The sequence below is a fragment of the Streptomyces sp. NPDC002896 genome (genome assembly GCF_040295225.1).
Lineage (GTDB): Bacteria > Actinomycetota > Actinomycetes > Streptomycetales > Streptomycetaceae > Streptomyces.
On sequence record NZ_JBEOVA010000008.1, the window covers coordinates 377,482 to 389,444 of the forward strand.

General features: G+C 71.0%; 10 protein-coding genes and 1 riboswitch. Of the genes, 7 read left to right on the top strand and 3 right to left on the bottom strand.

Annotated features, from left to right (window positions below; translation table 11 throughout):
* The first annotated feature begins 26 nt into the window (after nucleotides 1-26).
* From ABT009_RS17555 to ABT009_RS17570, 4 genes are all read left to right on the top strand, one after another.
* A complete protein-coding gene (locus ABT009_RS17555; protein WP_351294830.1) occupies nucleotides 27-1,820 on the top strand; it encodes an ABC transporter ATP-binding protein in 1,794 nt (597 codons plus the stop codon).
* A 63-nt stretch (nucleotides 1,821-1,883) separates the two neighbouring features.
* Nucleotides 1,884-1,970, top strand: a riboswitch (ZMP/ZTP riboswitch).
* Between the two features lie 22 nt (nucleotides 1,971-1,992).
* Nucleotides 1,993-2,859, top strand: a complete 867-nt coding sequence (locus ABT009_RS17560) for a bifunctional 5,10-methylenetetrahydrofolate dehydrogenase/5,10-methenyltetrahydrofolate cyclohydrolase (RefSeq protein ID WP_351295055.1) — start codon at nucleotides 1,993-1,995, stop codon at nucleotides 2,857-2,859.
* 24 nt (nucleotides 2,860-2,883) lie between these two features.
* Nucleotides 2,884-3,378 (top strand): NUDIX hydrolase, encoded by a 495-nt coding sequence (locus tag ABT009_RS17565; protein WP_351294833.1) that lies wholly within the window; start codon nucleotides 2,884-2,886, stop codon nucleotides 3,376-3,378.
* Nucleotides 3,379-3,442: 64 nt separating this feature from the next.
* Nucleotides 3,443-4,099 (top strand): class I SAM-dependent methyltransferase, encoded by a 657-nt coding sequence (locus ABT009_RS17570; protein ID WP_351294836.1) that lies wholly within the window; start codon nucleotides 3,443-3,445, stop codon nucleotides 4,097-4,099.
* Between the two features lie 19 nt (nucleotides 4,100-4,118).
* Here the strand turns inward: ABT009_RS17570 and ABT009_RS17575 are convergent, their stop codons facing one another.
* The gene (locus ABT009_RS17575; RefSeq protein WP_351294839.1) at nucleotides 4,119-4,481 is read right to left on the bottom strand and encodes a MerR family transcriptional regulator; all 363 of its coding nucleotides are present in this window, start codon (nucleotides 4,479-4,481) and stop codon (nucleotides 4,119-4,121) included.
* Nucleotides 4,482-4,545: 64 nt separating this feature from the next.
* On the opposite strand from ABT009_RS17575, the gene ABT009_RS17580 reads away from it, so the two are divergent.
* Nucleotides 4,546-5,247, top strand: coding sequence for an alpha/beta fold hydrolase (locus ABT009_RS17580; RefSeq protein WP_351294842.1), 702 nt, complete (start codon nucleotides 4,546-4,548; stop codon nucleotides 5,245-5,247).
* Nucleotides 5,244-6,065 carry a TIGR03619 family F420-dependent LLM class oxidoreductase gene (locus ABT009_RS17585; RefSeq protein WP_351294845.1) on the top strand — a complete coding sequence of 274 codons (822 nt, stop codon included), beginning with the start codon at nucleotides 5,244-5,246 and terminating at the stop codon, nucleotides 6,063-6,065. The genes ABT009_RS17580 and ABT009_RS17585 overlap by 4 nt, the downstream gene beginning before the upstream one ends.
* 94 nt (nucleotides 6,066-6,159) lie before the next feature.
* On the opposite strand, the gene ABT009_RS17590 is transcribed toward ABT009_RS17585, so the two are convergent.
* On the bottom strand, nucleotides 6,160-8,214 hold the full coding sequence (locus ABT009_RS17590) for a glycoside hydrolase family 31 protein (RefSeq protein ID WP_351294848.1): 2,055 nt from the start codon (nucleotides 8,212-8,214) through the stop codon (nucleotides 6,160-6,162).
* Between the two features lie 269 nt (nucleotides 8,215-8,483).
* The gene (locus ABT009_RS17595) at nucleotides 8,484-9,497 is read right to left on the bottom strand and encodes a LacI family DNA-binding transcriptional regulator (protein WP_351294851.1); all 1,014 of its coding nucleotides are present in this window, start codon (nucleotides 9,495-9,497) and stop codon (nucleotides 8,484-8,486) included.
* 396 nt (nucleotides 9,498-9,893) lie between these two features.
* Here ABT009_RS17595 and ABT009_RS17600 point away from each other — a divergent pair, with 396 nt between their 5' ends.
* Complete coding sequence (locus ABT009_RS17600) at nucleotides 9,894-11,852, top strand: acyl-CoA dehydrogenase family protein (protein WP_351294854.1); 1,959 nt, start codon at nucleotides 9,894-9,896, stop codon at nucleotides 11,850-11,852.
* Nucleotides 11,853-11,963 lie beyond the last annotated feature (111 nt).

An 11,963-nucleotide genomic window follows, 5' to 3' on the forward strand; every position in this document is an offset into this window, starting at 1 on the left:
AGACCGGCAAGAAAGGGGCGGTACCGGTGAGGCGCACACTCGCGCTGTGGGGCGAGCTGTTCGCGCTCTCCTGCCGCCGCATCCCGGCCGCCACCGCGGCCACCCTCGCCGTACTGCTGCTCGGCGTGCCCGCCACCATCGGCGTCGCGCTGTCCCTGCGCACCGCCGTGGACGGCATCACGACCGGCGACCACGACGTGGCCGTCCTCGGTGCGGTCTGCGCGGCCTGCGCCTACGCCGCGACCCGCACCCTGAACCACATCGGCCGCTCCCTCATGATCATGTCGACCGAGAAGATCGGGCTGACGGACATCCATGAGGGCATCCACCGCGACATCGCGACGCTGGAGGGCCTGGAGCACCTGGAGCGCACGGACTACCTGGACCGGGTCACCACGGTCCGTACCTCCGCCTGGGCCATTGTCGCGAGCATGTGGAGCGCGATCGCGATCTTCACGGACGTGCTCCAACTCGTGGTGCTGCTCCTGCTCCTCGGCACGGTCAGCCCCTGGCTGCTGCTCCTGCTGCCCGCCGCCGCACTCCCGCTGTGGGCCAACGCCCGCGGCCAGCGGCTGATCAACGCGGCGGAGACCGACACCGCGGAGTACCAGCGCGTGCAGCGCCATCTGTTCAAGCTCGGCACGCGCGCGGCGACCGGCAAGGAGCTCAGGGTCGCCGGCGCGGGGGAGGAGATCGTGCGGCGGCAGAGCGCGGCCTTCGGGGCCGTGGTCGACGGCCGTTACCGGGCCCGGATGCGCGCGGCACGGCTACGGGCCGTCGGCTGGACGGTGTTCACGCTCGGCTTCGGCGGCGGCCTCGCGCTCGTCGGCCACCGCACGGCACACGGCCTCGGGACGCCCGGCGACCTGGTGCTGACGATCACCGTCGCGGCGGCGCTGCGCCAGTCCGTGCAACAGGCGGTGATCCGGGCGGCCGGGGCGATCGACGCGATGCGGCTGATCGGCCCGTACCTGTGGATGCGCGAGTACGCCGCCGAGCAGCGGAACCGCAACACCGGTACGGCGCCCAGCCCCGACGTCCTGCGCGACGGCATCACCCTCACCGACGTGTCGTACGTCTACCCGGGCACCGAACGCCGCGCGCTGGACGGGATCAGCGTCACGCTGCCCGCCGGCGCCGTGGTCGCGGTGGTCGGCGAGTTCGGCTCCGGCAAGACGACGCTGGTGAAGCTGCTGTCGAAGTTCTACCGCCCCGACGAGGGGCGGATCACCGTCGACGGCACCGATCTCGCCGAGCTCGACACGGACGCCTGGCGGGCCCGGAGCAGCGCCGCGTACCAGGACTTCGGGCGCTTCCACACCGTGTTCGCCCAGACGGTGGGCCTTGGCGACCTCCCGCACATCGACGACCGCGAACGCATCGCGGAGGCAGTCCGCGCGGCCGACGCCGAGAGCCTCGTCGCCCGCCTCCCGGACGGCCTGGACACCCAGCTCGGCCGCGAACTGGGCGGCGTCGACCTCTCCGAAGGCCAGTGGCAGAAGACCGCGCTGGCCCGCGCCTCCATGCGCCCCGACCCGCTCCTCTTCGTCCTCGACGAACCCACGGCCTCCCTCGACGCCCCGAGCGAACAGGCCATCTTCCAGCGCTACATGAACCGCGCCCACGCCCTCGCCACCCGCACCGGCGCCGTGACCGTGATCGTCTCCCACCGCTTCTCGACCGTGAGCGGCGCCGACCTGATCCTCGTCCTCGACAAGGGCAGACTGACGGAACACGGCACACACGAGGAACTGCTGGCACTGGGCGGGCGGTACGCGGATCTGTACGGCATCCAGGCGACGGCGTATGCGGCGACCTGAGCGGCCGTGACGCCTGCCGGGGCAATTCGCAGCACGCCGAATACCTCATGTCCACTACAGTGCGCTGTGGGCCGTGACTGGCGCTGAGGTGGAGCACCACCGGGGAGCGGCCTGACGTGGACGTCGATGCCGTGCGCCTGGGCGAGTGGTCGACCACGCCTGGGAGGCGATGATGTCCCCGACTCGGACAGCCCAGCTCATGGACGGCACCGGCCTCGCCCGGCGCATCGGCGAAGAGACCGCGACCAAGGCGGCGGAGATCTCACAGCGCACGGGTGTCGCGCCGTGCCTGGCGACGGTGCTGGTGGGCGACGACCTCGCCTCGGTCACGTACGTCCGCATGAAGCGGGCCCGCTGCGCCAAGGCCGGCATCCGGTCCCGCCACATCGGCCTGCCCGCCGCCACCACGACCGCGGAGCTGGTCGAGGCGCTCGCTGCTCTCTCCCGCGACCCCGAGGTCCACGGCATCCTGCTGCAGCACCCTGCCGGGCGGCACATCGACGAGCGGGCGGCGTTCGAGGCCATCGCTCCGGAGAAGGACGTCGACGGCGTCACGATGCACTCCTTCGGCGCGATGAGTTTCGGACTGCCCGGCTTCGTGTCGTGCACGCCCGGCGGGATCATGCGGCTCCTGGACGAGTACGGCGTCGAACTCGCCGGCAGACACGCCGTCGTGATCGGCCGCAGCCCGATCCTCGGCAAACCGGTCGGGATGCTCCTGCTCGCGCGGGACGCCACGGTCACGTACTGCCATTCCCGCACCGCGGACCTGCCCGCGATCGTCCGGGAAGCGGACATCGTGGTAGCGGCCGTGGGACGACCGCGACTGATCCGCGGTCAGGACATCAAGCCGGGCGCGGTGGTGATCGACGCCGGATACAACCCCGGCAACGTCGGCGACGTGGACTTCGACACCGCCCGCGCCCATGCCCGTCTGATCACCCCCGTACCCGGCGGGGTCGGCCCGATGACCATCGCCGTCCTGCTGGCACAGACGGTGGAGGCCGCCGAACAGCAACTCGGCAGGCGGAAACGCTGACGTCGTTCTGCGATCGTGAGTGCCATGGGTGAACTGGTGGAGCGGGTCGATGAGCAGGATCGGGTGGTCGGGGTGGTGGAGCGGGGCGAGGCCATCGAGAGACAGTGGCTGCACCGCGTCGCGACGACCGTCTGTCGAGATCCGGAGGGCCGCATCCTGGTGCATCGGAGACAGGAGGACGTGTCCCGGTTCCCGGGGCAGTACAACTGGTTGATCGGCGGGGCCGCAGGGGTCGGCGAGTCATACGAGGAGGCTGCCGCTCGCGAACTCGCCGAAGAGTTGGGGGTTCAGGCATCGGTGCGATTCGTCTTCAAGCTCCTCTGCCGAGGGGCGATCAGCCCATACTGGCTCGGCGTCCATGAGGCCGTCGTCACCGAGGCGATCGTCCCTGATCCGTCGGAGATCGCCTGGCACGGCTGGGTCTCCGAGGGCGAGTTGCAGGACGCGCTTCAGCGGTTGACGTTCGTACCTGATGGCGCCGACGCTCTGAGGCGTTACCTCGCCGAGCCGACACCGTAGCCGGGCGTGCGGCCATTTTCCGGAGCGGGCGTCGCCGGAACCCACGGTCTGGTGGGATGGCGGCATGAACCTGCTGTCGCCCCGCGTCCTGCAAACCCTTCACCGGTTCAATGCCGCTCATCCATGGGACCACAACGCCCACTACCACCGGTGGATCCTGCGGCAGCTTCCGAAACGATTCGACCGTGCCCTGGACGTGGGCTCCGGAAGTGGCGACCTGGCCAGGCTCTTGGCCATACGCGCCAAGGAGGTGCAGGGAATCGACTCGGATCCGGCGATCGTCGCCCGGGCACGGGAGCTGACTCCTCCGGCCGCCCCGGTGACGTTCTCCGTCGCGGACGTGCTGACCGGGGTCCCCGCCGGTTCCTACGACGTCATCACGTGTGTCGCCGTCATCCACCACCTGCCGTTCACCGAAGCGCTCACCCTCTTGCGCCGGCACCTGGCACCCGGAGGAACGCTGGTGGTCGTCGGACTGGCTCGCGCGGAGACCCGAGGCGACCACCTGCTCGGCGCCATCGCCATCCCGCTGAACCTCGCCATGGGCTGGTTCAAGAACAAAGGCCGCAAGGCACCACGGCCAGTCTCGATGACCGCCCATACCCGCCCTGCGGACATGAGCTTCCCCGACATCGTCCGCGAAGCCCGCCAGGTCCTGCCGGGTGCACGGCTGCGCCGCCGGCTGTTCTGGCGCTACACGTTGGTGTGGCACCAGCGCTGAGTGGTCGGGATCGAGCCGGTTACCGCCTCTGCCGCGCCTCGGTCGCATCGCGGAACTCGGCCAGCGCGGCGCGGCGGCGGCGCAGATCCGCGATGTCCGCGTCCATCCGCTCCAGGTTCGCGGCCATCGTCCGCAGCACCTCCGGGCAGGGGTCGATCCCCGGCCCGGCATCGGTGGCGCACGGCAGCATCTCGCGGATGGCGCCGGTGGTCAGCCCGGCCGCCAGCATGCCCCGGATGCGGGCGACGACGTACGGGGCTTCGGGCGCGTACACGCGGTATCCGTTGCTGTCGCGGTCGGGGCACAGCAGGCCCTGCTCCTCGTAGTACCGCAGCAGCCTCGTCGCGACCCCGGTCTGCTGTGACAGCTCGCCTATCAGCACCGATTCTCCTCACCGCGCCTGGGACTTGACCTTCACACCGGTGTGATGGGTCAACGTACGGGGCATGCGCGATTCATTCCCCGCCCTCGCCACCACCGTCACGGGAACCGGTCCGGGACTGCTGCTCGCCCATGGCGCCACCGGCAGCATCGAAGGCAACTTCGCCCCGGTCGTGCCGGCCCTCGCCGCCGCCCACACAGTCGTCGCCCCCGACTATCCAGGCTCCGGCGGGACCCCGGTCGCCGCCACCCCGCTCGGCCTCGACGAGCTCACGGACGCGGTCGTCGACTCCGCCGTACGGCACGGCATCGAGCGGTTCGCGGTGCTCGGCTTCTCGCTCGGCACTCTGGTGGCGGTGCGCGCCGCCGTACGCCACCCCGAGCGGGTGACCGCCCTCGTCCTGACCGCCGGTTTCGCCCGGCCCGACGACCACCTGCTCGGCCTTCTTCCCGGCTGGCGGGCCGAGGAGCCGCCCGCACTCCGCCCGCACGTCGACCTGATTCCCTCCCTCGACATCACCGGTGACCTGCCAGAGGTCGCCGTACCGACGCTGGTTGTCGCGACGACCAGCGACAGCATGGTCCTGCCCGCGGGCTCCCGCGCTCTGGCGGCCGGAATCCGGGGCGCGCAGTACACGGAGATCGACAGCGACCACGTGGTCATGGTGGAGCGGCCGGAAGAATGGCTGAAGCCGGTCCTCGGCTTCCTCCAGTCCCTTCCGCTTTCGGAAGTGCCCTCAGAAGTCAGGGAGGGCGAGGGGAGGTGAAGCTGCAGGTCGTCCTCCCCAACGAGACCGCGGGTGCCGACCCGCGCCTGCTCGTCGAGCTGGCACAGCAGGCCGAGGCCCTCGGCTACGACACGGCGTGGCTTCCCGATCACCTGCTGCCGCCGGCCGAGTACGGCCCCGTGTACGGAGGTGTCTTCGAACCGCTCGTGACCATGGGCTGGCTGGCAGCCGCGACCACCCGGATCCGGTTCGGCACCTCTGTGCTCGTCCTGCCGATGCGCAGTCCGTTCGTGGTGGCCAAGCAGGTCGCGACCCTGCACAGGCTGTCCGGCGGGCGGATCACCCTGGGCGCCGGGATCGGCTGGGACGAACGCGAGTTCACCGCCGTCGGCGCCGACTTCAGGAGCCGGGCCGCCCGGACGGACGAGGCCATCGCACTGATCCGGCACCTGTTCCGGGTTGGCCGAGGCCCCTTCGAGGGCCGCTGGTACGGCTTCGGGACGGGCGTCTTCGAGCCGCGCCCCGACGGTCCGGTGCCGGTGATGACCGGCGGTGTCACCGACGCCGCCCTGCGCAGGGCGGCACGGTATGCCGACGTCTGGCAGGGCGTGGGCCTGGGCCCGGAGGAGTTCGGCGAGCGGCTGGCGTACCTGCGTGCCTGTACGGACGGCCGCACCGTGTCCGCCGGTACGCGGATCGACTGGCACGGCCCCGAGCGCACCGTCGGCGAGGCGGCCCTCACGGCCGAGGCTTTCCGAAACGCCGGAGCCGAGCACGTGGCGGTGCACTTCGGCGACCCGGACGGATACGCCCGGCGTATGGCCGCCTTTGCCCGGGCGACCCGGCCGACGGCCTGACGATGGCCCCTGAGGAGTGCCCCATGGCCGGGGACCGGCACACGGGAGGGCGGGCCGGCCCCGTGGCCCGGCCCGCCCTCCCCCCACAGCACCGCTACTGAGCGATCGGCAGCCGTGCCCCGTCCCGCAGGAACAGCGGGATCCGGTCCAGTGGGGCGTCGACCGTGACGGTCGTGCCGCCCTCGTACACGTCGCTCGTCCAGGCGTCGGTCCACCGGGCGCCCGCCGGGAGGTACACCGTCCGGTCCGTCGCGCCCGCCGTCAGCACCGGGGCCACCAGCAGATCCGGGCCGAACAAGTACGTGTCGTCCACCGACCACGCCGTGTCGTCCTCGGGGAACTCGAGGAACAGCGGGCGCATCACCGGCAGGCCCTCCTCGTGGGCGGCGCGCATCACGTCGAGGACGTACGGCTTGAGGCGCTCACGCAGGTGCAGGTACTTCTCGAGGATGGCGCCGGCCTCCTCGCCGTACGACCACACCTCGTTGGGGCCGCCCGTCATGTCGGGGCCGAGCGGCATGCCCGGGTCGCGGAAGCCGTGCAGGCGCATCAGCGGCGACAGCGCGCCGAACTGGAACCAGCGGACCATCACCTCGCGGTACGCGGGGTCGTTCGGGTCGCCGCCGTGGAAGCCGCCGATGTCGGTGTTCCACCACGGGATGCCGGAGATTGCGGTGTTGAGGCCCGCTGCTATCTGGCGGCGCAGGGTCGCGAAGTCCGTGCCGATGTCGCCGGACCACAGCGCGGCGCCGTAGCGCTGGCTGCCCGCCCACGCCGAGCGGTTGAGGGTCACCACCTCGGTCTCGCCCGCGGCGTGCATGCCCTCGTAGAAGGTACGGGCGTTCTCGCGCGGGTAGAGGTTGCCGACCTCCAGGCCCGGGCCCGCGTGGTAGCGCAGGTTCTCGGCGTGATGCGGCTTGAGCTCCGGCTCGCAGGCGTCCAGCCAGAAGGCGCGGATGCCGTACGGCTCGAGGTAGTTGTCCCGCACCCGCGACCACACGAACTCGCGGGCCTCCGGGTTGGTGGCGTCGTAGAAGGCCACCTGGACCGTGGACGCGACCTCCTTGTCGGGCCAGTCGGCGTGCGCCATCGGGCTGTACTGCGTGCCGATGAAGTAGCCCTTCTGCTCCATGAGCTGGTGGTTCTCGCTGAGGGGCGAGACGGAGGGCCACACCGAGATGACCAGCTTTATGCCCAGCGTCTCCAGCTCCCGCATCATCGCCGCCGGGTCCGGCCACTCCGCCGGGTCGAACTTCCACTCGCCCAGATGCGTCCAGTGGAAGAAGTCGCAGACGATCGCGGAGAGCGGCAGGCCGCGCCGCTCGTACTCCCGGGCCACCGCGAGCAGTTCGTCCTGGGTGCGGTAGCGCAGTTTGCACTGCCAGAAGCCGGCGGCCCACTCGGGCAGCATCGGGGTACGGCCCGTCGCCGCGCTGTAGCGGCGCTGGGCGTCGGCCGGGGCACCCGCCGTGATCCAGTAGTCGATCTGGCGGGCGGAGTCGGCCACCCAGCGCGTGCCGTTGTCGGCCAGCTCGACGCGGCCGATGGCCGGGCTGTTCCACAGCAGCGTGTAGCCGCGGCTGGAGGTGAGCACCGGGATCGTCACCTCGGCGTTGCGCTGCACCAGATCGAGGACGGTGCCCTTCTGGTCGAACCGACCGTGCTGGTGCTGCCCGAGGCCGTACAGCTTCTCGCCCTCGTACGCACTGAAGCGCTGCTCGAGGCGGTGGTGGCCGTTGCCGGTCGGGGTGTACAGGCGCGGTCCCGGCCACCAGAAGTGGGCGCGCTCCTCGGCCAGCAGCTCGGTGCCGTCGTCGGTGCGGACGAAGCGGATCTGCCCCTCGGAGCTGACGTGGGCGGTGATCGCGCCGACGGTCAACTGCCCCTCACCGTCCCCGATCTTGACGGTCACCGCCTGGGCGGCCTCCGGGTCGTCGAGGAGGGCGCCGGGCAGTCCTTCGAGGACGGGTCCGCCGAGCCGGGCGCGGACCCGGATCGCGTCCGGGCCCCAGGGCTCGATGCGTACGGTCTCCTGACGGCCGCTCCACTCCAGCGCTCCGTCACGCTCGCGGAACGTACCGATGGTGGGGGACGACTGGGCCAGGCTGGGGGAGCCCTCTTCGGGCCGGCTGACGGCAGGCTGATTCACGCGGGTGCTCCTGAAGGAGTGTGTAACGACTGGTGTGATGACATGTCCGGCCTGGCGGAGCCGTGCCGGGGAGGGACATGGGATGGGGTGGATGTGTGGAGGTGCAGGGAGAAGGGCGGGGGAGACGGGAGCCCGGGCGTTGGCGGGGCGGGGTGGGCACGGCGGTCGGCCGGGGCGCCCCGGCTGGGCCCGGCCAGGGTTCGGGCTTGGCCCCCTCTCCCGCCCGGGCCGTCCCGGCCGGAACCCGCCCCCTCAGGCAGTCGAGCCCCTCAGGCAGTCGAGGGTGCCGGGCCCGAGCTGGCCCGTACGGTCAGTTCGGGCGGGAGCAGCACGACCTCGTCCGTGCCCTGTCCCTCGAGCTTGGCGACGAGGAGTTCCACGGCGCGCCGCCCCATCTCCTGCGCGGGGATGGCGACCGAGGTGAGGTGCACCGAGGCCTGCATGGCGAGCTGGTCCGGGCAGATCGCGACCACCGACACGTCCTCGGGAACGGCGCGGCCCTGCTGCCGCAGCAGCGCGAGCAGCGGCTCCACCGCGGACTCGTTCTGCACGACGAACCCGGTGGTGCCCGGGCGCTCGTCGAAGATCCGGGCAAGGGTCACCGACATCGCGTCGTAGCCGCCCTCGCAGGGCCGGTGCAGCAGCCGAAGACCGAGCTCGCGGGAGCGGGCGCGCAGGCCGTCCAGGGTGCGCTCGGCGAAGCCCGTGTGCCGCTCGTACACCCCGGGCGACTCGCCTATGACGGCGATGTCACGGTGGCCGAGCTTGGCCAGGTGCTCGACGCACAGCGCGCCCGTCGCCCCGAAGTCGAGGTCGACGCAGGTCAGCCCGGTCGTGTCGGCGGGTAGGCCGATGAGCACGGACGGCCGGTCCGAACCGCGCAGCAGCGGCAGCCGCTCGTCGTCGAGCTCGACGTCCATGGGGATCATCGCGTCGGCGAGCCCGCTGCCGGTGACGCGGCGTACGGCGTCGGGGCCCTCCTCGCCGGTGAGCAGCAGCACGTCGTACCCGTGCGCACGGGCCGTGGTGGCGACGGCGATGGCGATCTCCATCATCACCGGCATATACATGTCGGTACGCAGCGGGATCATCAGTGCGATGATGTTCGACCGGTTGCTTGCCAGGGCCCGGGCCCCCGCGTTGGGGTGGTAGCCGAGCTCCTTGATGCTCCGCTCGACCCGCTGCCGGGTACCGGCGGAGATGGAACGCTTGCCGCTGAGGACATAGCTCACCGTGCTGGCCGAGACTCCGGCGTGCTGGGCAACCTCGGCGAGGGTGACCATTCAGCCCTCCAGGTGGTTTGAAGCGCTTCGACAGGCGGCGCTGAGGACGGGACTGCGGGGTGAGGGTGGTCCGACAGTAGCCCGACGGCCAGGGGGTGTCCATAGGTTGTCGAAGCGCTTCGACTAAGAGTTTTCGGGACGATCGGAGGGCGCCTGGACGCCGACGCAGACACCGTGGGCATCGGCTGACCCCAGTCGGGCTCGGCCCGCTTCAACGTTCGCCCACCCGCAGGTGTACTCCACCCGCCCGCCCCGCAGGGCCCCGTTTTCCCCCGAACGCTGCGCCAGGACTGGTGGTCACCCGGCATATCGGGTACATACGAACGAGTAGCACTGGTCAGTAACCGACCGGACAATCGATCTCAATCGACCCCACTGCGCGGCGAGGTGAGCCTCATGTCCGCACCAACCAAAAGGCCGGACGTCACGACGATCAGGCCGGCCGTCACGGAACGCGAAGCCCGACAGGTGGCCGAGGCGGCGCGCGAGCAGGACTGGCGCAAGCCCAGCTTCGCCAAGGAGCTCTTCCTCGGCCGCTTCCGGCTGGACCTCATCCACCCCCACCCCACGCCCCCCGACGAGGACGCCCAGCGCGGTGAGGAGTTCCTCGCCAAGCTGCGCGACTTCTGTGAGACGAAGATCGACTCCGCCCGTATCGAGCGGGAGGCCCAGATCCCCGACGAGGTGATCAAGGGGCTCAAGGAGCTCGGCGCGCTCGGCATGAAGATCGACACCAAGTACGGCGGCCTCGGCCTCACCCAGCTGTACTACAACAAGGCGCTCGCCCTGGTGGGCTCCGCGAACCCCGCGATCGGCGCGCTGCTGTCCGCGCATCAGTCGATTGGCGTACCGCAGCCGTTGAAGTTGTTCGGCACCCAGGAGCAGAAGGACACCTTCCTGCCCCGATGCGCCCGGACGGACATCTCGGCGTTCCTGCTCACGGAGCCCGACGTGGGCTCGGACCCGGCGCGCCTGGCCACCACCGCGGTACGGGATGGCGACGACTACATCCTCGACGGCGTGAAGCTGTGGACGACGAACGGCGTCGTCGCCGACCTGCTCGTCGTCATGGCCCGCGTACCGAAGTCCGAGGGCCACAAGGGCGGCATCACGGCTTTCGTGGTGGAGGCCGCGTCCGAGGGCATCACCGTCGAGAATCGCAACGCGTTCATGGGCCTGCGCGGCATCGAGAACGGCGTCACGCGCTTCCACCAGGTCCGCGTCCCCGCGGCCAACCGCATCGGCCCGGAGGGCGCCGGCCTGAAGATCGCGCTCACCACGCTGAACACGGGGCGCCTGTCCCTGCCCGCGATGTGCGCGGGCGCCGGCAAGTGGTGCCTGAAGATAGCCCGCGAGTGGTCGGGCGCCCGCGAGCAGTGGGGCAAGCCCGTCGCCCACCACGAGGCCGTCGGCTCGAAGATCTCCTTCATCGCGGCGACGACCTTCGCCCTGGAGGCCGTACTCGACCTGTCCAGCCAGATGGCCGACGAGAACCGCAACGACATCCGCATCGAGGCGGCACTGGCCAAGCTGTACGGGTCCGAGATGGCCTGGCTCATGGCCGACGAGCTCGTCCAGATCCGCGGCGGCCGCGGCTTCGAGACAGCCGAGTCCCTCGCGGCCCGCGGCGAGCGGGCCGTCCCCGCCGAGCAGATCCTCCGCGACCTGCGCATCAACCGGATCTTCGAGGGCTCCACGGAGATCATGCACCTGCTGATCGCCCGTGAGGCGGTCGACGCCCATCTGTCGGTCGCCGGGGATCTGATCGACCCCGAGAAGTCCCTCTCCGACAAGGCCAAGGCGGGCGCGAAGGCCGGCGGCTTCTACGCACGCTGGCTGCCGAAGCTCGTCGCAGGACCGGGCCAGCTCCCGCGTGCCTACGCGGACTTCCACCCCGCGGGCCACGTGGACCTCTCGACGCACCTGCGCTACGTCGAGCGGTCGGCCCGCAAGCTCGCCCGCTCCACCTTCTACGGCATGTCCCGCTGGCAGGGCCGAATGGAGACCAAGCAGGGCTTCCTCGGCCGGGTCGTCGACATCGGCGCCGAGCTGTTCGCGATGAGCGCGGCGTGCGTACGGGCGGAGATGCTGCGCACGACGGAGGAGTACGGCCGCGAGGCCTACCAGCTCGCCGACGCGTTCTGCCGCCAGTCCCGCATCCGCGTCGACGAACTCTTCGACCGTCTGTGGACCAACACCGACGACCTTGACCGCAAGGTGGTCAAGGGCGTCATGAGCGGCATGTACACCTGGCTGGAGTCCGGCATCGTCGACCCCTCGGGCGAGGGGCCGTGGATCGCGGACGCCACGCCTGGGCCGGCGCGACGGGAGAACGTCCACCGGCCGATCGGCTGACCGCGCGCCCGTACCCGGGTCCCCCTTGGGGCCCGGGTGCGGCGCCTCTGCAGGCCGGGTGGGCCGCTGACCGTTGTGGGCAGGCCTTCCGCAGGGCGCCCTGGCCCCGTA

Coding starts and splice junctions, on each gene's coding strand:
- ABT009_RS17560 (WP_351295055.1), top strand. CDS start 1,993: ATGTCCCCGACTCGGACAGCCCAGCTCATGGACGGCACCGGCCTCGCC.
- ABT009_RS17565 (WP_351294833.1), top strand. CDS start 2,884: ATGGGTGAACTGGTGGAGCGGGTCGATGAGCAGGATCGGGTGGTCGGG.
- ABT009_RS17570 (WP_351294836.1), top strand. CDS start 3,443: ATGAACCTGCTGTCGCCCCGCGTCCTGCAAACCCTTCACCGGTTCAAT.
- ABT009_RS17580 (WP_351294842.1), top strand. CDS start 4,546: ATGCGCGATTCATTCCCCGCCCTCGCCACCACCGTCACGGGAACCGGT.
- ABT009_RS17595 (WP_351294851.1), bottom strand. CDS start 9,497: ATGGTCACCCTCGCCGAGGTTGCCCAGCACGCCGGAGTCTCGGCCAGC.
- ABT009_RS17600 (WP_351294854.1), top strand. CDS start 9,894: ATGTCCGCACCAACCAAAAGGCCGGACGTCACGACGATCAGGCCGGCC.